Genomic DNA, 21,529 nt, shown 5'->3' on the forward strand with positions numbered 1-21,529 from the left:
GCCTCTTTGGTAGAGGTTCTGAAGGATTTCCCGCCATCCATAGGCGCTTTCTTGCCCTCCTACAAAGAAATCAAGAATTTCGCGATATCCTTCTTCATTTACTCCTAACACCACATAAATGACTTCTTTCTCTACCGTATCGCGGCGAAGTTTCACGTACAAACCGTCTAAATATAAGACCGAATAACGCTTGGATAGTGGACGGCTGCGCCATTTTTCGATATCTTCCTTTACGACATCGGTAATACGGCTGATCGTCGCAGGAGAATAGGCTTTTCCTAGAATTCGTTCGATCCACTTGCCAATTTCCCGGGTGCTCATGCCGCTTTGATACATCCGAATGATAGCTTCCTCCAGCCATCCCGTGTGGCGTTGATAAGGAGCAAACAACTGCGTTTGAAATTCCCCGTTTCGGTCTCTTGGGACCAAAAGCCCCTCAATCCGGCCATATTGCGTATCTAAATTTCGTTGATAGTAGCCGTTTCTCATATTCGATGTGCCGGCCTGTTCGATTTCGAGGAAATTCTTGATTTCTTCCCGCATGATCAGTTCTAATTTTTCCTTTACAAACTGACGAATGACACTTTCCAGTTGATTTGCCCAGTCCATATTCGATATACTTTTAGACATAGGTAGGGTTCTCCTTTCTCTGGAATGTTTTTCGTCCAATCAGAGAATACCCTACCTTTTTCTTTTTGGTCTAGCAAAATGTGTTACACAAAATTTTATACATCATCATTTATTCTTTATTGTTCATTTTATTCTCTTTTTAAATGACAAAAATAAATCTCCCTCTACATATGTAATAAAGATTTACTTGGTTTTATCCGTTTTTTGATTAACTACTTCTTTTTCTCGTGCCGCAAATTGATCAAATAATTTTGGAATCACATACCCATGCGAATATGGTCCTGTCTAGACAGTTCCAATTACACTTTCAAAGGCGGCACTATCACAATTGAATTTCTATGAAAATGCGCGCGCTTGGAGCGGCCATTTTCATGCCCGGGTGGAAGGCAAAATGTTGCCCATGGACCTTTTCTATGCAAAGCATCCCCCTTTCTATTTATTCGACCCTTGAGGCAGAATCTCTCTATTAAAACAAAACCTGTTTCCTTCGAACATTGAAAGAAACAGGTTTCAGCTTGCTGACAAGCTAAGCCGCTGGCAATGATGTCAATGCTTTCACCGTTTCACCATCGTGCGCCTGCCGCTTCAAACAAAACCGCTAGCGCCAAGAAACATCCCACGCCTTTTAAGACGTCTCCGCCAGAAATTTATTTGGAAAATCTGTCATCAGCGCCGATACTTCCGCATCTTGCAGCATCGCCGTTACCTTTGTATCATTCACCGTATAAACGCGCAATTTCAGCCCTTGGGCCACCGCTTTTCTTCCTTCTGAAGATAAAACAAACGACAAGTCTCCATGTATAGCTTGGGCGTTCACTAACTTGGCACTTGGAACTGCGCCTTTATGAACTCCTGCAAACAATGTGCCGATTTCGATCGACGGATGAAGCCGCCGCGCCTTTAACATGCTGTATATGTTGAAAGAAGATAATACGACCTGCTTTTCTAACTGAAATTGTCCAATCATTTTGAGCAGCTTTTCTTCTAATTTTGGATAATCGATGGCGTTATTTTTCAACTCAATATTAATCATTATTTCCTTATCTAAATCTTGGACCCACTCCAACACCTCCATCAAGGCGGGAACGCGTTGGCGGGCAAAACGGTCATGAAACCAGCTTCCTGCATCAAGCAAACGAAGCTGTTTATAAAGAAAGTCTTTAACATAACCAATGCCGTTGGTTGTTCGGTCGACCCGTTCATCGTGAATGACAACAATTTCCCCATCTTTTGTCATTTGCACATCTAATTCGATCCCGTCCACTCCTGCATCATACGCTTTTTGAAACGCCAGCATGGTGTTTTCTGGATATTCTCCGCTAAATCCCCGATGTGCATAAACTTCCATTTTTCACGGCACCTCCACTCATGTATATGTCAAAGAGCTGGCCCATAAGCGTCTGCCTCCATACACCATCCACCATGTCCTATGGTCGGATGATTTGCTTTCAGGCCAGCCTTGCTCCATTTACTTCTTATTCGCCATTTCAAGTGCGCGGTTCGTTTCCTCGGTTGCACGATCCAGCGCTTCTTCCGGATCAGCGCCTTGGTATAAGCTTTCCATTGCTTTTACGACTTTTTGCCGGGATTCCGGAAAAACAGTGATGAGCGCCCCTTGTGTCGCAGGTATCGGTTTCGTTTGTTTCAATTGATCGACAGTGACTTTTAATTGAGGGTACTTTTCCCACTCCGTTTTTACGATCTCTTCGTCATAAGCGGCTGGATTAATCGCAAAATATCCTGTTTTCACATGCCATTTCGCTTGAACTTCAGGGGTAGACAAATATTTCATGAACTCCCATGCCGCTTTTTGCTGTTTTTCACTAATATCTTTAGCCATCCATAGCGACGCTCCGCCAATGATCACCCCTTGACGTTCGACGCCATCTGGAACTGGCAAGTAAGAAACCCCCACTTCAAACGGCGCATTGTCGATAATCGTTTTCACTCCTGCAGAAGAGTCTAAATACATCGCGACTTTCTTGGATTGAAACGCTGCGCGCATATCATCCCAGTTTTGCCCTACGTTGTAGAACGTTCCTTCTTTATACATGTCACGAATTAAATCGAATACACGCAGCCCTTCTTCCCCATTAAAAACGGCTTTCGTGGCGTTTCCGTTGCGGCCGTTTTCATTATTGACGTACAACCCGCCTTGCACCGCGAGCATTTCTTCAAAAAACCAACCGTAATTTAAAATCGAAAAACCATATTGAGTCGTTTGCCCTCCTTGTTTTTTTGTCAGTTTTTTTGCCGCCTCTTTTAATTCGCTATACGTCATCGGCGGCTTTTCAGGATCCAATCCCGCTTCTTTGAACGCATCTTTGTTATAAATCAGCACAGGCGTGGAGGAGTTGAACGGCATGGAGTAAATTTTTCCGTTCACCGTATAATAATTGACGATATTTTTTTCCCATTGCGATGTGTCATAATTTTCTTCATCGATGAATTTCTGTACAGGCTGAATTTTGCCGCTATCAATCATATACTTTGTCCCGACTTCAAATGTTTGCATAATCGTTGGCGCGTCTTTCGTTCCAGCCACCGTATTGAATTTCGTCAACGCCTCTTCGTATGTACCTTGAAAAATCGGCTTCACTTCAATAGAAGGATGGGACTGGTTAAATTCGTCCACAATCTCTTTTAATACCGTTTCTAAATCACCGCTCATCGCATGCCAAAAAATGACCTCTGTTTTCCCGTCTTTGTTTTCAGACGGAGTAGCCGTTGCTTCGTCGCTTTGGCTTGAACAAGCAGTTAGTGTCATTAAAATGAACAAGAACAAAGCGGAAACACGCTTTTTCATGATTATTTTCCCCCTTATTTAATGGCTCCCTGCATAAGTCCTTTTTGCAGATGCTTTTGTCCGACAAACAACAGCAATAATGTTGGCAAAATGACCACGATCACAGCCGCCATCACCACCCCCCATTCTGTCGAAATTTCTTGCGATTGCATCTGCTTTAAGCCAATTTGGACGGTGCGGACTCGGTCATTATTGGTAACGAGCAAAGGCCATAAATACATATTCCAAGTCGTTAAAAAGCTGTAAACTCCTAATGTAATTAAGCTCGTTCTTGATAGCGGAAGAACAATATTCCAAAAGAAGCGAAAGCGTCCAACGCCTGATACTTGCGCCGCCTCATACAACTCCAATGGAATCGTTTTAAAGTGCTGGCGCAAAAGGAATATGCCAAAAGCGGAAGCGAAAAATGGAACCGTCAATCCTAAATAGCTGTTTAGCCAGCCGAGCTTTTGAACGGTCAAAAAATTCGGAATCATCGTTGCCTCCCAAGGGATCAGCATCGTTGCGATGCATAGAAAAAAGAGAACATCTCTCCCTTTAAATTTCAGAAACACGAAAGCGAATGCCGCTAAGCTCGAAATGATTAACTGCCCCAACATGACAATGAACGAAACGATAAAGCTGTTGAACAAATACTCGAACAACGGAACTTTCTGAAACGCCGCAACATAGTTTTTCATCGTGAACTTCTGTGGCCATATATGTCCCTGCAACACTTCCGCTCCGTCCATAAAACTGATGAGAAACGCGTAAACAATCGGAAACAGCACGACAACCGAACAAATGACGAGAAGGGCATACAACAGAAACGTCCGCAAAACGTTCATTGATAATGAACCTTCCTCTCTCCGAATTTAAATTGCAAAAAGGTAACTACCAAAATCGCGAAAAAGAGAAGGACGGCTTGGGCGCTGGCAGAACCGAAGTTATAATTAATGAAAGCATCTTTATAAATGGAGTAAACAATGACATTCGTTGCGTCCATCGGTCCGCCCTTTGTTAAAATATCGATTTGGCCAAACGTCTGGAATGAATGAATGAGCGAAACCGTCGTCACAAAAAAGAGCGTCGGCGACAATAATGGCAATGTCACTTTGCGGAGTTGATACCAGTAGCTTACCCCTGCAATGCGCGCACTTTCATATAAAGTCGGATCGATATTTTGCAACCCTCCGAGCAAAATAAGAAAGGTAAATCCGATATTCATCCAAATCGTGGAAATGGAGACAGAAATGAGTGCGATTTTCGGGTCAAGCAGCCACTGAACGTCGGAAATGCCAAATAAAGATAACACTTTATTGATCACGCCGATGGAAGGATTGTACATAAACATCCAAATGACAGAAGAGGCCGCGACACTCATGCCCATCGTTGAAGAAAAAAACGTGCGAAACAAACCGATTCCTTTCAACTTTTCATTAGCCATGAGCGCTAAACATAACGCTAGAACCACACTGGCGGGAACGGTGTAGCAAACAAACAGCAATGTCGCTTTTATGCTTTGCAGAAAATTTACATCTTTTAACAAATAAACAAAATTTTCGATCCCGACAAATTGAACAGGATTGCCTTGATGATCTGTTGCGTAGAAACTTAAATACACTGTCTTGAGCATTGGGTAAAAAAGAAAAATAGAAAACAAAATAAGTGATGGAAGCAAGTACACAATTCCTTCCAACGTTGTCCATACCGCTCGTTTGCGGCGAACCGGAACGGAGGGAGAAGATTTTACAGAAAGCGGTGCATTCATTGGTGTTCCCCCTTGCCGGCCGCATAAGAAGGTATCGAGTGATCCAACCGCTGGCCGTTTTCATGAAAGAAAAGGAAAGCTGTTTCATCAATCGTTAAAGGCACTTTCTCACCGGCATGAATGTTCCATTGCCCGCTCCAGCGCGCGATCCAATGCTCGTTTTTCGTGAGTTCAAATGTGACAAGCGTTTCCGTCCCTAAAACTTCGACATTGACGACTTTCGCTATAAAATGGTCATCGCTTGGCTTGGCAAGACGGATATGTTCCGGACGGACGCCAACGATGATTTGCTGCGTGGAAGGAGGCAAGTGATGGTGAAGCCGCATCGCCCGCCCGTTGTCAAAAAGCAGCAAACTTTCTAGCACCTTTGCTTTCGCCAAATTCATTGGCGGCGAGCCGATGAAAGAAGCAACAAACGTATTGGAAGGATGGTTATAAATATCAAGCGGCGCCCCGATTTGCTGCGCTCGCCCTTCGTGTAAAATCATCATTCGATCTGCCATCGTCATCGCTTCTACTTGATCATGCGTCACATAAATCATGGTGATCCCTAGTCGTCTTTGCAGCTGGCGAATTTCTGAACGCATTTTCGCCCGTAATTTTGCATCCAAATTCGATAAAGGCTCATCCATCAAGCAAATAGGCGCATGAGTGACAATCGCTCTTGCCAGCGCTACACGTTGGCGCTGTCCACCGGATAATTGGCGCGGTTTATGTTTAAGAAAATCGGTCAAACCAAGCATCTCTGCTGCTTCTAAACAGCGTTTCTTTTGTTCTTGTTTCGAAATTTTCTTTTTATATAGACCAAATGTAATGTTTTGTTCGACTGTTAAATGCGGATACAGCGCATAATTTTGAAATACCATCGACAAGTTGCGTTCGCTTGGCGGCAGTTCATTCACCTCGATCCCGCCAATGAGCAATGTCCCGGATGTAATCGTTTCTAACCCGGCAATCATCCGTAAAATCGTGCTTTTCCCACAACCGGACGGACCGACAAGAACGAAAAATTCCCCCGGTTCAATAGAAACGCTTAAATCATGAATAACATTGTCTTTTCCATTGTAAGACTTATAAACATGAACTAATTCAATTTGCTCCACGCGCATGCACCTCTTCCCTTTTTTTCACAACCATGGGCGGCTCGTCGAACAACTTGCCAACTAACTCTCAATTCCATCATAGGTAATTTTTATAAATAACATGTTAAAAGAGGATTATTTTTTTGTAAAATTCCGATATTTTATAGCAAGAGTTTTTGACGAACTAGACAAGTACAAAAAATAAAGCCCGAACTCTTCCATTCAAGTTCGGGCAAATATCCAAATGATATCAATCCAATCTTAACGACTTTGTTTTTGCCTTCTAACAAAAGGTTTACCAATTTCGGGTTTGGATAAATTCTTCTAATTTATGTTTTAAATTGCTTATATTTTCCTTTTTGTGAGTTTCATCTTGCAAATTATATTTGTCGATCATATTCCTTATATCTGGATGAAATAATAGGAAAGGTCCCCTCTTTTCTATTAAGTTCGAAAACCATAATTGTTGTTTAAGTATCTTTATGTTTTTATTGATTCGTCTTTGCTTTTTTGAAGGGATTGAAGTTATCACCAACCAAATTATCACATCCAAGAATGTTGCGATCAATTGTAAAATCTCCCTTTCGCAGTTTGGGCTTTTTTCCTATGCCGGCGCACCAAAATGGGTTTCAGACATCGTCTGAAACCCATTTGTCAACCATCTTTGTCCAAACGGCAGATTTATTTTTGCTCTCCGGAATATACCCCTAAAGGAATGTTGTCTTTCCGCGCCACGCCGGTGCGGTATGCTGCTTCAATGACCGCTTGTCGTACTCGTTCAACGACTTTGCTGTTAAATACACTTGGAATGATATATGTTTCGTTTAGTTCATCTTCTGTGACGACGGAAGCAATCGCTTTCGCGGCGGCGAGTTTCATCTCTTCGTTAATTTCTTTTGCCCGGCAATCAAGAGCGCCGCGGAAAATGCCAGGGAAGCAAAGAACGTTGTTAATTTGGTTCGGATAATCGGAACGTCCTGTCGCCATCACGCGGACGTATGGCTCCGCGAGTTCCGGATCGATTTCCGGCACTGGGTTGGCCATTGCAAACACGATTGGATCGCGCGCCATTTTTTTCACATCTTCCACCTTCAAAATGCCCGGAGCGGAAACGCCGATAAACACATCCGCGCCGGCGATGACATCGGACAAGCTTCCTTTTTCGTTATCTGGGTTCGTGATTTGCGCGTACTCCTGCCAGTACGGGTTATCGTACGTTTCGCCGCGATGAATCGCGCCGTGGCGGTCGACACCGATAATGTTGCGCACACCAGCCGCCAGCAAAATTTTCGTGCAGGCGATTCCAGCAGCTCCGATTCCGGTTAAGACAACTTTAATGTCTTCCAGTTTTTTGTTAACAATTTTTAATGCGTTTAATAGGCCTGCGAGAAGCACTACCGCCGTGCCGTGCTGGTCGTCATGAAATACAGGGATGTCTAATTCTTCTTTTAGCCGTCTTTCAATTTCAAAGCAGCGCGGCGCCGAAATATCCTCCAAGTTGATGCCACCGAACGCCGGTGCAATCGCTTTCACAATTTGGACAATTTCTTCGGTATCTTTCGTATCCAAGCAAATCGGGAATGCGTCGACACCCGCGAATTGCTTAAACAGCATCGCTTTTCCTTCCATCACCGGCATCGCGGCATACGGCCCGATATCGCCAAGCCCAAGGACGGCCGTGCCATCGGAAACCACCGCCACCGTATTGCGCTTAATCGTTAAGGAGTACGCTTTTCTTGGATCTTCCGCAATGGCCGTGCATACCCGCGCCACCCCCGGCGTATAAACCCGCGATAAATCATCGCGCGTCTTTACTGGAATTTTTGAGTTTGTTTCAATTTTTCCGCCGATATGCATCAAAAACGTGCGGTCTGATACGTTAATGATTTTAACTCCCTGGATTTTTTTCAGCGCTTCAATAATTAAATCGCATTGTTTTGTATCCAACGCACTGACGGTGATATCGCGCACAGTATGTACTTTGCTCGATGAAATCACGTCAATCCCGACGATATCTCCGCCCGCTTTTCCGATCGCAGCGGCGATATCGCTGAATGTGACGCGGTCTTTTTCAAATTGAAGACGAATCGTAATGTTCATCGTTGCGCCACTTGGTAATGCCATCGCCATCTACCTTCCTTTTATATTTTTATCTACCTAAAATCTCCGCTGTACACATATTATCTCAATAATGGAAAAAAGACAATCCTTATTCTCGTCAATATGTGCCCACCACGACGTCAGCATCCGTCGATTCCGCAAGCCATTCCTTCCCCAAAATTGCGGAACGATTGTTTCTTCATTTCTTCTTCGATGACTTTTTCCAACGTTTCTTTCGAGCGAACCCCAGTAAGAACCGTATCGCCAATCACAAACGTTGGAACAGCGGTGATGTGCGCTTCTTCATACGCATGTTTCAACGCGCGCCGGTGGACTTCCTTATACTTGCGGGTCTCCAGCGCTTCACGAAACTCTCTTTCATCAAGCCCTATTTCCCCAGCGAGCTTTGTTAACACATCGATATCACCGATATCCTTCTCTTCTTGGAAAAACGCCGTAAACATGCGGTGATTGTATTCATTTGCTTTTCCTTTTTCTTTTGCATATTGGTATCCTTCAAAAGCAAGATGAGTGTATGGCTGCGGCGAAACTCTCGGCAGCACGATCGGAATTCCCATTTGTTCCGCCATCGGATATACATACTGTTTCCACGTTGTTTGCAAATACTCGCCTTCCGGACGAAGCGTTTCGTTTGGGTACGGCCGCAATTCAAACGGCATCCACTCTATTTGCACATCTTTCCCTTCAGCCGCTTCTTGCAATGGCTTTTCCGCTAAAAAACAGAACGGACACACATAATCCGAGTATACTTTGATCGTTAACGCCAACATCATCACTTCCTTTATTCATTTACTAATGTGCCGAATGCATTTATCATAATATTATCACATCTGTTTCGTATTATTATAATAAAAAATCTCTTATTTCACACTATTAAAATCTTTTTTATTGTCAATATGTAGAGAATGTGCAAAAACAGCCGAGATTGCACAAAAAGCGATTTTGTTTTTCGTCGATTCACGCACTTGCCTGAGAATAGAATTGTCCACAATCATCAAACTGCTAAGCATAAGAACATGGATAAAAAAGACAAGACAGGAGAGATTGAGATGAAAGAGAAAATTTTTTTAGTGCTCGCCAACTTATTTTGGGCAGGTAATTACATATTTGGAAAATATGTTATTGCAGAGATTAGTCCTTTATGGCTTACGTTCATTCGTTGGCTCGTTGCACTTTTATTTCTTCTTCCTATCTCCTATTTTTTGGAACGACCGCGTTACGGAGAAATCATAAAGCAATTTTGGTTGCCATTAATCATCTCCGGTGTTCTTGGCATTATTGGCTACAACTTACTTCTTTACGGAGCGTTGGAATATACATCGCCGATGAACGCGGCGATTGTCAACTCATTGAATCCGGCGATTATCGTCATTTTGTCGTTTTTTCTTTTAAAGGAGCGCATAACGTTTGTCAATGCGGCCGGCTTTATCATTTCACTCGTCGGCGTATTGTTTATTTTAACAAACGGACATCTACAGTGGATTTTTCAAACGAGTTATAACCGCGGCGATTTGATGATGCTGCTGGCAGGAGTAGTATGGGCGCTTTATTCCATTATCGGGAAAAAATTGGCTGTTCCCCCGATTACCGCGACTGCTTGTTCTGTATTTTTCAGCATTCTTTTATTGTTTCCGTTTCTTTTCTTGCAGCCGCTGCCGCTTGCTGAGTTAAGTGAGGAAGGATGGATTGGCATCATCTATATTTGTTTGTTTCCATCCGTTTTTTCGTTCTTATTTTGGAACATGTCTGTCAAAAAAGTCGGACCGAGCTATGCGGGCATTTATTTAAACTTAATCGCGGTATTTACCGCAATGATCACATTTTTGTTAGGGGGAGACATTTCCGCGTCACAGCTGATCGGCGGCGCGTTCGTATTGATTGGGGTTTATTTGGCAACCAATGTTCGTAACACGGAAGCATCCGCGGCAAAAGAGGTCAAGTCCTGAACCTCCCAATGGCTAAAGCCATGGGGTTCTTGTGTACTATAGAGCTTTTTCCATACCTTCGCATGGACAGTAAATACAAATCCCCTCAAGCTGGCTTGAGGGGATTTGCGCATTATTTTTGAAGCAAACGGAGAAATTCGCGCATAAAGGCAGGAAGGTCCGGCCACGCATGAGCAGAAACAAGGTTTTGGTCGACATGTATCGTGCTGTCAGACACATATGTCGCCCCCAGCGCTTCCACGCCTGGCTTGCAGGCGATGTAAGCAGTCAAGCTACGGCCTTTCAACAAATCCGGCATCGTTTCAAAAATGAGCGACGCATGGCAGATCGCAGCAATCGGTTTGTTTGCTTCAAAGAAATGTCTAACGATGCGTTGAAGGTCTGCGTCAAGACGAATATATTCCGGCGCGCGTCCTCCCGGAATGACAATCGCGTCATATTGCGTTGGGTCGATATCGGCAAATGCCGCGTGTGCTTCGATGAGGTAAGCTTGTTTTTCCTCATACGTATCCCAGCCGGTAAAATCATGGACCACTGTCTGCAATTTCTTTTTCTTTGGCGCGGCGATCGTTACGTCATATCCTTCTTCTAATAAACGATAATACGGATAATACACTTCCAGCGCTTCTACGGCATCTCCCGTTACAATCAACACTTTTTTGCTCATGTTCATGCCTCCTTACCTATTTTTCCTACTATCTCTATCATAGCGAAAGATGGAAAAAAGAGAAAGCGAAATGTTTGTCGAAAGATGAAATAAGAAAATTGTGCGTTTTTATAATAAAATAAAAATGCCAAAACTATGCGCAAAGGAGAGAAAGAGCATGATTTCGTCATGGCTTGCATCCGCCCGCCATGCCGTCGTCCTGACCGGAGCGGGCATGTCGACAGAAAGCGGACTTCCTGATTTTCGTTCGGCTAAAACAGGGTTATGGAACCGCTTTAATCCGCAACAATTGGCGAGCACCTACGCGCTTGAACATTATCGCCAATCGTTCATTGAATTTTACCAATACCGCATCCGCACTCTCCGATCGTGCGAACCACACAAAGGACACGCCATTTTAGCTGACTGGGAACGGCGTGGGCTGATTAAACAAATTATCACGCAAAATGTCGACGGCTTTCACCAGCAAGCAGGCAGCCGCCATGTCATTGAACTGCACGGCTCGCTGCGGACGGTCCGTTGCCAGCGGTGCGGCAACACGCTAAATAGCGAAGCATATCTTCGCAACCAATTCAACTGCGAATGCGGCGGTTTTTTGCGCCCTTCCGTCGTCCTGTTTGGAGAGATGCTTCCGGAAGACGCCATTGAAAAAGCGTGGCAGGCGGCGCAAAAAGCTGATTTATTGATCGTGCTTGGTTCTTCGCTTCAAGTTTCACCCGCAAATCAGCTGCCGGTCATTGCCAAACAGAACGGCGCGAAAATCGTCATTGTAAACTGGGAGCCAACTGAATTAGATGAGATTGCAGATATCGCCATTCATGAACGGAAAATCGGCGACGTTCTTCGCGAGATGGATCGTGAGCTGAAGGGGAGTGAAGGGCGATGAATATAGAAACGATCTTGCAGGAAGCTTTGCAGCATATTGGCGATTCGACTCCTATACAGCAATACCGCCGCGTACACGGCGGGGACATCAACGATTCTTTTTACGTCCAAAGCGGCAAGCAACAATACTTTATGAAAATCCGCCATTTTCTTCCCCCGCGTTTTTTCGAATGTGAAAAAACGGGGCTTGAAACGCTTCGCGATGCTGGCGCCATCCACGTTCCGCTTGTTTACGGAGTGAAAGAAACAAACGATTATGGATTTTTGATTTTAGAATGGATTGAAGGGAAAGAAACGAACAAAACAGCCGAACAGCTCGGCCACGCCATCGCCCGTCTTCATCAATGTTACGGACCTTCGTTTGGATTTGCCGAAGACAACTATATTGGGCTGCTGCCGCAAAAAAACGGATGGTATGAAAACTGGAGCGACTATTTCCGGGAATGCCGCCTGCTTCCACAAATCACACTGGCGGAACAAAAAGGGCGAATGCCTGCACAGCGGCGAAATAAGTTCGAGAAGCTGCTTTCCTCTTTAGAACGCTGGCTGCCAAAAGATTGCTCTCCGTCCTTACTGCATGGCGATCTTTGGGGCGGAAACTGGATCGTCGGCGCAAACGGCGTTCCGTATTTGATCGATCCCGCTGTATTTTACGGACATTATGAATTTGAAATCGCCTTTACCGAACTGTTTGGCGGATTCCCCAGCCGCTTTTATGAAGCATACAGCGAACTGATGCCGCTCTCTTCCGACTATCACGAACGGAAACAATTGTACCAGCTTTTCTATTTGCTTGTGCACTTGAACTTATTTGGGGAAGCATATGGCGGCGCGGTCGATCGTGTGCTGCAAAGGTATGTGGGAGAATAGTGGATAATTGTTTTCAGTAAGTTAACTGACCCAGATGGCTATTATTTAAGAATCACTTCACCTAAAAAGTGATAATTTGATGCTTTAATTAAACCGCTTAGAAACACCTATTGTTTTAAACACAGGAGATAAGTTTTTAAACTTCACTTAATTCTGACTTTAACTACGATTAGTCTAAACGACTTCCCAAACTCACTTAATTTTGAGTCAAGTCCTATGTTTGTGCAAAATCCCACTCTCAGTTGAGCCAAACTTAAGCCTTTAAAAAACTCTGTGCTGTTTCTTTTTACATAGATTCCCATAAATTAATCTGGACTATCATTTAATTTTGTCATACTGGCCATACTTTGCCACGGACTTTAGTCGTTGGATGGCAGCGAAATATAAACAATTGATTGAAAAATCAATATTGTCAATGCGTGGCCAATCTTTTGCCATGCGGAAACAAAAAATATACGTTCTTAAAGCACTATGAACTCTCCATCCTTCGACTGAGCGTGGGGATTCTCCCACCTCGCTTCGAGATGGGGAACGATCTAACATTCATAAAAACTCGCAAAAAGCTCAGGATGTTAGCCTTCGATCAATGGCGCTATTTTTTGTAGACGACTTTCTACAAATAAATTGATAAACAGAAATGCAAACAGAAAGATAAGCAATCCCTAACAAAAATCCTGCCAAAACGTCAGACGGGTAGTGGACTTGAAGGCTTAAGCGGCTAAGCCCTGTCAATAGCGCAAGAAGGCCGAAAACGAAAAGAACCATCCGCCGTTGCGATGCTTTCTTTACTTCTTTGCTTAGAAAATACGCAATCAACAATAGATAAATGCTGCCGACCATCGCGTGGCCGCTCGGAAAGCTAAATCCGTGCACCCCTTGCGCAAACGGCGGCCGCTCCCGCCCGACAAGTTCCTTGATAAACGTGTTCAATCCGTAACCGCCGCCGACAGCGACCAGCACAAGCACCATGCCGTAATAATCGCGCTTGCGAAACCATAAAAACAACACAAGCAGGATGCTGGCGATGCCGATGAAATAGCCATACCCCAATATCGTAAAGCCATCTATCCAGTCCCATGAATCAAACAATTGCAGCAACCGCCGATCTATCGCATTGGTCGCTCCCGCCGCCACCGCGGCCCATATGGCAAGAAAAAGGAGAAAACCAAGCACAGATACAAATAGAAGACGTTTGTCCATGTTCGTGCTCCTTGCTTTTATATGATATTTATCATTTATCTAAATTATAACTTGACTTTGGTCATTTCCACCATCTGCTTCATTCACTCCGTATCACCTTCGCAAAAAGAACTTTGTTTAGTTATTGAAAACTTGTCCAATAATTCCCATCCTCCTACGAAATTCGTGTCCCTCAGGCCGGAAAGTTGCCGCCTGCTTCTTTCCGATTCCACAGCGCCACAGACACCTTTGCGCTCGATTAATATTACTCCTGTCTTCACGGTTCACGACTCTCCACCTATAGACACCATACTGGGCCCATAAAAACCCCCATTCAGGCGCGTTTCTTTTACAATACAGGCCGATTGAATAACTTTTTTAAAATTCAAATAGGTATTTTTTATCATATTTTTATGAATAAAATGATTCGAAATCCTTAATTTTCCTGTTTTATATTTCCTGGAAAACAAACGCTGTGTAAAATATATTATGAATTCCATATTTTTTATAAACAGTAGTTATTTTGAAGGAAGATGAATATGACGGAGAAAGAATACATCATTCACCAATTATATAATGATATTTCTAATCTTGAAAACCAATTGCGCGGTAATCATGAAAAAATTGCACGGTTAAAAAAAGCTGAAAGCGGCATATCCAATGAACTTAGCGAATTGGTTGATCACAAAACACTTGTATTTGACCCCGAACTCACTCCCTATACATGGCAGGGCAAATATGCCGAAATGTTTTTAGATATAAGAAATGGCATCAATTACGCGTACACAGGCATTATTCAGCAAACCGAAGACCTTCTAAATGATATTTCCAAAAAGATATCGGAACTAGAAGCGATGAATACAAGCATTTCCAACACCATCTCTTCAAAACGAAGCCAGCTGGCTCATCTAAAGGCTCAGTAAACAGGTGGGGTCACAATGACAGAAATTAAAGTCCATTTACAGGAAGTTGAAGCGTCCTTAGACGAGTTAAAACGTAAAATCGGCGAATTAAACACTAACCATTCACATCCATCGTTCCCTGTTTCCTCTCTTGATTTCATCACAAAAATAAAAGCAATTGAAGACCTTTACTATCAAATCGTTACCGATTATAAAAATACGCTATTACACATTGAGAGCGATGTTCGCAGACATATTGAGAATCTTGCGGAGACAGACCGAAATATTGCCAAAAAGATGACCATATAACGGGGAGTCAAGATGATGAGGGTATTAAAAGTAGCGGAAGTTTCACATGAAATCAATCAATTGATCCGTCAAAAACAGCAAGAAAAAGAACAAATTCTTGCTGTTCGCGATGCTGTAAACAAAATTATCCGTTTAGACGATGCTTTAAAGGGGGAAGGCGGTGAAGCGATTAAAGAACACTTTGCTACTTTGCATATTCCTGCCATTCTTCTGCTGCATCAATTTCTTCATCAGTATTTAGACATCCTAAAAGACATTTTAACTAGGATCGAACATTTTGAAACAAATAACGGTTTTATAAGCGAACAATTTATCGAAACAGAAGTAAAAACAAATCTTAATAAGTTAGAAAACTTTACTGAGGAAACAGTCAATAGCATCAATCAATATTTTTTCAACGTGGCAGATTTGGTTCATGGCATTCCCGTTCAAATTTTGTCTTTTCAGAACTCAATGATATCAGCAAAAAACCATGCTCATATAACTGTCGATGCGCTAGCACAACTTGATGAAAACATCTCTCACAGTCTAACATCGATGCAAGAACAGCTTGCCCAAATTCGTTCATTCACCCAGAAACTGCACGAATGGACAAAAGGCAGCGTTTTCTTAAGTAAAGAACAAATAAAAGAAATCGAAAATTACATTTCCGAAACAGATACGTTCAAAAAAATGATTGATGAGGCGATTGAACTGTCTGTACAAGAGGGAGATTCCACTTTTGTAGGCGCCGTCGCTGACTGGCTGGATTCCCTTGGCAAATTCAACGGCGGGCTTAGTGTTGCAAAAGGATTACTTGCAGTTCACGTTCTCCGTACCGGTTTATTAACTTTATCAAAAGATGGAAAAGGAAATTTTATTATTAAAGCATCACCAACATGGGTAAAAGGAGCAAATAAAAAATACGAATCAAAGCTTGCAGAAAGAATCTACCAATTATTAGAAAAAGGAGATAAAAACTCTAACAATATCATTAAAAGAGCTTTAGCAAAATATCACAATACTCCAAGCGGTGTTTTACGTGAGCTTATCGGTTTGCATTCAAAAACAAATAAAATCAGTTTTGGGAAAATTGTAGAACAACATCATAAAATACTGGCTTTTGATAAAAATTTAATAAAGCAATATAAAGTTCAAATAGACGTTAGCAAAACAGCCACACAATTTAAAATTCCGTATATAGCTGTCTTTTTCTCAGTTATTACAAACAGTGGCGAATTTTTTAGTGACACGAATCAAAACAAGTCTATGTTCGAAAAGACTGGAAGGTTTATAGCAGGATTAGGGCTTGACGCAGGTGTCGCAGCATTAACGTCTACTGGGGCACTGATAGGATCAATGGTCGCTCCTGGTGTAGGAACTTTTATCGGCGGTGCTATCGGCGCAACGGTCGGCTTTGTTGGCTCGTTGTTTGTTGAAGATACTGTAAAAGACTGGGGAGAAACAGCTGGTCGATGGGTTGAAGAGCGTGTTGAAGATATTGAAGAGTTTTGGGATAGTGCAAACGAAGCAATATCTAATTCATTTTCAAATGCAAAAAAATTTATTGTAGACTTTTTCAATTAAGGACAGAAAGCTAGTCATAACTGTCAAATAGATGATAATTGATAACAAAAAGGAGATATATACCATGGGAAATGGACTTCCACATTCTCAAGCCAAACAACAATCAAACTCACCAGTAAATAAAGAAACGGAAATATTTTCGTTGAAAAGAGGCATTCGCTTCTTTTTGCAAAGTCACCTTTTTCTCTTATTCATTATATTTCTATTTCTAATCAACAAAAATCAGTGGACAAATAATGCATTTGTAACCTTTTCCACGTTTTTCTCTGGTTTTGAACTTTTCTTTATTTTACTGTTTCTTCCCTCTTGCTTTGTCCCTAACCTACCAACACTGAGCATACATCGCATCATTCAGGCTATAACAAAAAAACGGAAAAGAAATGAATGGGTGGGGATGGCTATTGCATTTATCATTTTTACCCTAGTTTCTTTAATTTTTCTCCCAGCCAACATTCCTTACCCTAGTACTTATGTACAATTTTGGCTAGCATCTAATATAATGTTCGCATTAATATCTGTCCTTTTCCAACGTCTTGTCTTTTTTTATTATGATGCAGCTGTCAAAGCTAAACCAAAAAGTGTATTAGATTATTTTTATAAGTATTGTGGATTATTTATGCTTGGTTTTTGTTATTATATTCAACAAATTTTATCCCGTATGCCATTATTGCTGAACAAGCTGTTTGCTATTTTATTTCTTCTTCTCGTAGTATGGCAATTTTTTATGGTTGTTGGTGTTTTTAACTGAAATACAAAGTTTTTGACATCATATCCAATTAGTTTTACCCCACCATCTCTGTTAAAGGGGATACGTATATAATGAAGGCATTGTTTCCAAGCTCTGAATTGAAACAAAAAGTTAATTCACACAAAAAAACGAAAAAGAAAAAATTTTCTTTAAAAAGAGGGTTAAAGTTCTTGTTACAAGGCAATTTCGTTGTACTATTAATCATTTTCCCCTTTTTTATAAACAAAAATCATTGGTATGAAGCAGTCATATAGCAATCGAAACGTTTGTTATTGGTTTTGAGCTCCTATTTATTTTGCTCTTTTTGCCTGCTTGTTATTTCTTTGAGCCAATCAGTATAAATCAAGTTATTCGTTCTATCACAAAAAAGAGAGAGAAAAAAGAGCGGATTGGGATGGCAATTGCATTTATTGTCTATAAGAGAATACTTTTGAAGGAGATGCGATCACATGAGTACAAATGGAACCGTTGCTTTATCGATGAACGAATTAGTTTCTGCTCTGGCTTTATGCGGATACAGCGAAATAGCCAACCAAATATTAAACGACGCTACTTTAGTAGAAAATGAAGAAGAAGAAAAACGTTTCATCCGTGAAGTCGAGCAGCTGCTGCATCAGAAAGGCTATTTAGATGTGACAAGAGAATCTTTATTAGTTTCAGGATTAGAAAATTTAATTCATCTGCTAGTACAGTCCAGAGAAAAAGTTCGATGCGTGGATGTGAAAAAAAGACACGTATTGCTGCTGCACCGTGTCCATGATTCCAAAACTTTAGTTCAACATGTGAAAGGAAACGAACATTCCTTTTCCTTTCATGATCCTCAAAAAGGATTTTTGAACTTGCTTGGCCACTTTTTTGCTTCAAATCCTAGAAGAAAGAAGCCCGAAGATATCTTGCCTATGGAATAAACAGTAAGCTGTTTGATGAGCTTCATACATCAGAACCGGAAGTTCTTCTTGAAGCGATACAAGATGAAAAAGTCCCGTCCACGATGCGTTTATTTTTACAGGATTTTCTTGACAATGGCCAGGAATTAAACAATTTCGCTTTTATGGAATCCGATTATGTGAAAAATAGATCCGTTTTGGACCAAGTGGCTTTTTTTCTTCCAAGCAAATCGTTTATTTGGCATATCGACTATGAAAAGATTGAGAAGAATAAAATCTTTATTGTCCCTGTGTCTTTTCAAGAATATTTTCAAAAAATTGATGAAACGATAAAAGAATTTTTTTATCTATCCTAATGTCATATTCTCAATGTTTTTTCCTCCCGCTATGATAAATGTTTTTGGTGAGAATTCCGTTTGATAAAAAAGCAGATAATTATTCATTTAGCGCTTTATTATAAAACTCCAGTTGCTCGCCGATTTTCATGCCTTGCAACGGTACTCGGCATCTTATTCCTTGACTTTCAAGCATTGGTATGAGATAGTGCCGATATTTTTTGCCGGCGAAAAAGTCGATTTCTGTTGGATGAATTGCTTTTAGTTGTTGAAACACTTTCTCCGACCATGCCTTTATTTCTGATGCTTTCATTTGATTGAGCGTCACATCATACGGATCAATGACTATATCTTTTGGAAGCAATCCATATTTAGCGGAAAGAATAAACCAATCGTCATATCCTTTTTTCTCAACAAATGCTACCGCTTTGGTAAATAAAGAAGACGGTTCATACATTTCCTTTGCCACACAACGATAGCTTCTCTTTTTTTTCGTACAACTAATTAGCGCGATTTTCATTTATTTCATTCCTCCTTCTTCCTTTAACACATGAATAACCGCATCACGGCGCACTTTCTTTCCATGCTGCTCAAGCAATTTTTCAAGCTCGCTCATCAATTCTTGGCTGCGGATAGACTCTTTCGGAAGCTTGACAAACCATTGTTTCAGCACTTTTTCTGTATCTATTCCCGTTTTTCCCTTTCCTCTCGCATATTTGATGGTATTCATATCTTTATATCCTATATATTTACTCGGACCAAAAGCTTGCAAATCAGAAATATAATACCAATGTTTGAACTGTGTTAGTTGCTGAACAATATCTGTTTCATGTTGCAAATCTTTATTAAATTGTTTTACATTCTCTAATACTTCTTCTAATGACGAAACTAATACATCTTCCATATCTTTCAATCCTTTCTTCTACATCTTTTGCTATTTTTGTAATGAAAACAATTCCAGTCATTCAAAAAATCAACAAAATTATAATATTGACAGGAAGACTAATAAACAAAAACAACCCTATATAATTCTTAGGACTAGGTCCTTTTTTTGTTATAGCAAAATACTCCACACCCAAATTACTAATTGTAATGAATAAAACAAAAATGGCATAAAGCAAAACGTTTTCCTTAAATATACTTGTAAAAAGAGGGGAAAAGATAATTAGAAAAGTGAGTTGCTGAAAAGTTCCACGAGAAAAAATATCTACCTTTCCGCCCAGAAATGATTTAAAGTCGCTTTTGCCCATATCATCATCTTTACCAATTATACAGACTATATTTATATTCGCTTTTTCCATAAAAAATTCCTCTTGAAAACGAATGGTTTTCAAGAGGAATTCGTCATTACGGCAAATTTGTCGTGCCCATCAAGAAGCGGTCGACTTCTCGTGCCGCTTCCCGACCTTCGTGAATCGCCCAAACGATTAAACTTTGACCTCTGCGGGCGTCTCCAGCTGCAAATACTCCTTCGACGTTTGTCGTGTATTTGCCGTACGGCGCTTTAACTTTGTTGTTGACTGTTTCGACGCCGAATTGCTGCAAAATCGGCTGTTCCGGCCCTTCAAAGCCGATGGCGATAAAGACTAAATCGCACGGCCAAACTTGTTCAGTGCCCGGAATTTCTTTAAACACCGCTTTTCCGTTTTCGTCGATGATTTTTTCCATCTGGATCGTGTGTAATTCTTTCACGCGGCCGTGTTCGTCGCCGACGATTTTTTTCGTCTGAATGCAATATTGTCGCGGGTCGTCGCCGAATTTCGCTTTCGCTTCTTCATAGGCGTAATCAAGCGTAAATACAAGCGGGTATTGCGGCCACGGGTTATCTTCCCGGCGTTCGTGCGGCAGAGCCGGGTGCTTGCCAAACTGCACGACGCTTTTGCATCCTTGCCGCAAAGCAGTCGCTACACAGTCCGCTCCTGTATCGCCGCCGCCGATCACGATGACGCGTTTATCTTTCGCGTCAATGAAGTTGCCGTCGGCAAAGTTCGAGTCAAGCAAGCTTTTTGTCACACCTGTTAAATAATCCATCGCAAAATGAACGCCCTCAAGCTCTCTTCCTTCAATCACAAGATCGCGATGCTTCTGCGCGCCGATGCATAATACGACGGCGTCATATTGGGAACGTAGTTCTTCGGCGGTGATGTCTTTTCCGACTTCTGTATTGGTGATAAACGTAATCCCTTCTTGTTCTAAAAGCCGCACTCTCCGCTCGACAACTTCTTTTTCCAGCTTCATATTCGGAATGCCATACATTAATAGCCCGCCGACGCGGTCGGCCCGCTCGTACACCGTCACCGAATGACCTGCTTGGTTCAACTGGTCGGCACAGGCGAGGCCGGCAGGGCCGGATCCGACGATCGCCACTTTTTTCCCTGTTCGTTTTTGCGGAATTCGCGGCTGAATCCAGCCTTCGGCAAATCCTTTATCAATAATCGCCCGCTCGATGCCTTTGATGGCGACAGCCGGGTCGGAAATCGCCACCGTACAGGAACCTTCGCATGGCGCCGGGCAAACCCGCCCGGTGAATTCCGGGAAGTTGTTCGTTTTCAGAAGCCGCTCAAGCGCCTCTTTCCATCGGCCCCGGTAAACTAAGTCGTTCCATTCCGGGATTAAATTATGGATCGGGCAGCCCGATGTTAAACCGTTCAATTCAAGTCCCATATGGCAAAACGGAGTTCCGCAATCCATGCAACGGGCTCCTTGTCTTGCGAGTACTTCATCCGAAAACGGAAACGTATATTCTTTCCAATCCTCCAGGCGAGAAAGCGGGTCACGTTTTGTTTCTTCTTCGCGCGCATATTCCATAAATCCGGTGATTTTCCCCATTGTCTCACCCTCCTTTT

Annotated in this window: 22 protein-coding genes; 8 read left to right on the top strand and 14 right to left on the bottom strand. The window is 42.1% G+C overall.

All coding sequences use genetic code 11. The features are described from left to right. The 8 genes from BM278_RS13790 to BM278_RS13830 form a co-directional block, all read right to left on the bottom strand. A partial coding sequence (locus BM278_RS13790; RefSeq protein WP_208601815.1) for an IS256 family transposase occupies positions 1 to 630 on the bottom strand: 630 nt, incomplete at its 3' end. Positions 631 to 1,255: 625 nt separating this feature from the next. Beyond that, entirely contained in the window at positions 1,256 to 1,978 is a 723-nt protein-coding gene (locus BM278_RS13795; protein WP_090950754.1) for a glycerophosphodiester phosphodiesterase, read from the bottom strand. Between the two features lie 120 nt (positions 1,979 to 2,098). Further along, positions 2,099 to 3,436 carry an ABC transporter substrate-binding protein gene (locus tag BM278_RS13800; protein ID WP_090950755.1) on the bottom strand — a complete coding sequence of 446 codons (1,338 nt, stop codon included), beginning with the start codon at positions 3,434 to 3,436 and terminating at the stop codon, positions 2,099 to 2,101. A gap of 14 nt (positions 3,437 to 3,450) precedes the next feature. After that, a complete protein-coding gene (locus tag BM278_RS13805) occupies positions 3,451 to 4,263 on the bottom strand; it encodes a carbohydrate ABC transporter permease (RefSeq protein WP_090950757.1) in 813 nt (270 codons plus the stop codon). Next, entirely contained in the window at positions 4,260 to 5,186 is a 927-nt protein-coding gene (locus BM278_RS13810; RefSeq protein WP_090950760.1) for a carbohydrate ABC transporter permease, read from the bottom strand. The genes BM278_RS13805 and BM278_RS13810 overlap by 4 nt, the downstream gene beginning before the upstream one ends. After that, positions 5,183 to 6,289, bottom strand: a complete 1,107-nt coding sequence (locus tag BM278_RS13815) for an ABC transporter ATP-binding protein (protein ID WP_090950807.1) — start codon at positions 6,287 to 6,289, stop codon at positions 5,183 to 5,185. Before BM278_RS13815 ends, BM278_RS13810 begins: the two co-directional genes overlap by 4 nt. A 660-nt stretch (positions 6,290 to 6,949) precedes the next feature. Then, positions 6,950 to 8,392: an NAD-dependent malic enzyme gene (locus BM278_RS13825; RefSeq protein ID WP_090950810.1), complete on the bottom strand. Its 1,443-nt coding sequence runs from the start codon at positions 8,390 to 8,392 to the stop codon at positions 6,950 to 6,952. 116 nt (positions 8,393 to 8,508) lie between these two features. Beyond that, positions 8,509 to 9,156 (bottom strand): DsbA family oxidoreductase, encoded by a 648-nt coding sequence (locus BM278_RS13830; protein WP_090950812.1) that lies wholly within the window; start codon positions 9,154 to 9,156, stop codon positions 8,509 to 8,511. Between the two features lie 282 nt (positions 9,157 to 9,438). Here BM278_RS13830 and BM278_RS13835 point away from each other — a divergent pair, with 282 nt between their 5' ends. Continuing rightward, entirely contained in the window at positions 9,439 to 10,335 is an 897-nt protein-coding gene (locus tag BM278_RS13835) for a DMT family transporter (protein ID WP_090950765.1), read from the top strand. A 112-nt stretch (positions 10,336 to 10,447) separates the two neighbouring features. Here the strand turns inward: BM278_RS13835 and BM278_RS13840 are convergent, their stop codons facing one another. Further along, positions 10,448 to 11,002 (bottom strand): DJ-1/PfpI family protein, encoded by a 555-nt coding sequence (locus tag BM278_RS13840; RefSeq protein ID WP_090950767.1) that lies wholly within the window; start codon positions 11,000 to 11,002, stop codon positions 10,448 to 10,450. A 157-nt stretch (positions 11,003 to 11,159) separates the two neighbouring features. Between BM278_RS13840 and BM278_RS13845 the strand changes: the two genes are divergently transcribed. Together BM278_RS13845 and BM278_RS13850 are read left to right on the top strand one after the other, a co-directional pair. Continuing rightward, complete coding sequence (locus BM278_RS13845; protein WP_090950770.1) at positions 11,160 to 11,888, top strand: NAD-dependent deacylase; 729 nt, start codon at positions 11,160 to 11,162, stop codon at positions 11,886 to 11,888. Next, complete coding sequence (locus BM278_RS13850) at positions 11,885 to 12,757, top strand: fructosamine kinase family protein (protein WP_090950772.1); 873 nt, start codon at positions 11,885 to 11,887, stop codon at positions 12,755 to 12,757. Before BM278_RS13845 ends, BM278_RS13850 begins: the two co-directional genes overlap by 4 nt. 564 nt (positions 12,758 to 13,321) lie before the next feature. Here BM278_RS13850 and BM278_RS13855 read toward each other — a convergent pair. After that, complete coding sequence (locus BM278_RS13855; protein WP_090950774.1) at positions 13,322 to 13,957, bottom strand: phosphatase PAP2 family protein; 636 nt, start codon at positions 13,955 to 13,957, stop codon at positions 13,322 to 13,324. A gap of 518 nt (positions 13,958 to 14,475) precedes the next feature. On the opposite strand from BM278_RS13855, the gene BM278_RS13860 reads away from it, so the two are divergent. The 5 genes from BM278_RS13860 (at position 14,476) to BM278_RS19310 (ending at position 18,369) form a co-directional block, all read left to right on the top strand. After that, positions 14,476 to 14,859, top strand: a complete 384-nt coding sequence (locus BM278_RS13860; RefSeq protein ID WP_090950777.1) for a YwqH-like family protein — start codon at positions 14,476 to 14,478, stop codon at positions 14,857 to 14,859. A 15-nt stretch (positions 14,860 to 14,874) separates the two neighbouring features. After that, positions 14,875 to 15,147 (top strand): YwqI/YxiC family protein, encoded by a 273-nt coding sequence (locus tag BM278_RS13865; RefSeq protein ID WP_013401114.1) that lies wholly within the window; start codon positions 14,875 to 14,877, stop codon positions 15,145 to 15,147. Between the two features lie 12 nt (positions 15,148 to 15,159). Next, the gene (locus BM278_RS13870) at positions 15,160 to 16,713 is read left to right on the top strand and encodes a T7SS effector LXG polymorphic toxin (RefSeq protein ID WP_244151176.1); all 1,554 of its coding nucleotides are present in this window, start codon (positions 15,160 to 15,162) and stop codon (positions 16,711 to 16,713) included. A gap of 64 nt (positions 16,714 to 16,777) precedes the next feature. Further along, positions 16,778 to 17,461 carry a hypothetical protein gene (locus BM278_RS13875; protein ID WP_090950782.1) on the top strand — a complete coding sequence of 228 codons (684 nt, stop codon included), beginning with the start codon at positions 16,778 to 16,780 and terminating at the stop codon, positions 17,459 to 17,461. 449 nt (positions 17,462 to 17,910) lie between these two features. Then, the gene (locus BM278_RS19310; RefSeq protein WP_244151177.1) at positions 17,911 to 18,369 is read left to right on the top strand and encodes a hypothetical protein; all 459 of its coding nucleotides are present in this window, start codon (positions 17,911 to 17,913) and stop codon (positions 18,367 to 18,369) included. Between the two features lie 414 nt (positions 18,370 to 18,783). On the opposite strand, the gene BM278_RS13890 is transcribed toward BM278_RS19310, so the two are convergent. The 4 genes from BM278_RS13890 to BM278_RS13905 all read right to left on the bottom strand — a co-directional run bounded on the left by BM278_RS13890 (position 18,784) and on the right by BM278_RS13905 (position 21,512). Then, the gene (locus BM278_RS13890) at positions 18,784 to 19,203 is read right to left on the bottom strand and encodes a DUF6884 domain-containing protein (protein WP_090950787.1); all 420 of its coding nucleotides are present in this window, start codon (positions 19,201 to 19,203) and stop codon (positions 18,784 to 18,786) included. Continuing rightward, positions 19,204 to 19,587, bottom strand: coding sequence for a hypothetical protein (locus BM278_RS13895; RefSeq protein ID WP_090950791.1), 384 nt, complete (start codon positions 19,585 to 19,587; stop codon positions 19,204 to 19,206). It abuts the gene before it with no gap. Positions 19,588 to 19,648: 61 nt separating this feature from the next. Next, positions 19,649 to 19,984: a hypothetical protein gene (locus tag BM278_RS13900; RefSeq protein ID WP_244151178.1), complete on the bottom strand. Its 336-nt coding sequence runs from the start codon at positions 19,982 to 19,984 to the stop codon at positions 19,649 to 19,651. 46 nt (positions 19,985 to 20,030) lie between these two features. Then, the gene (locus BM278_RS13905; RefSeq protein ID WP_090950794.1) at positions 20,031 to 21,512 is read right to left on the bottom strand and encodes a glutamate synthase subunit beta; all 1,482 of its coding nucleotides are present in this window, start codon (positions 21,510 to 21,512) and stop codon (positions 20,031 to 20,033) included. Between the last annotated feature and the right edge of the window lie 17 nt (positions 21,513 to 21,529).

It is taken from the genome of Parageobacillus thermantarcticus (assembly GCF_900111865.1).
Taxonomy (GTDB): domain Bacteria; phylum Bacillota; class Bacilli; order Bacillales; family Anoxybacillaceae; genus Parageobacillus; species Parageobacillus thermantarcticus.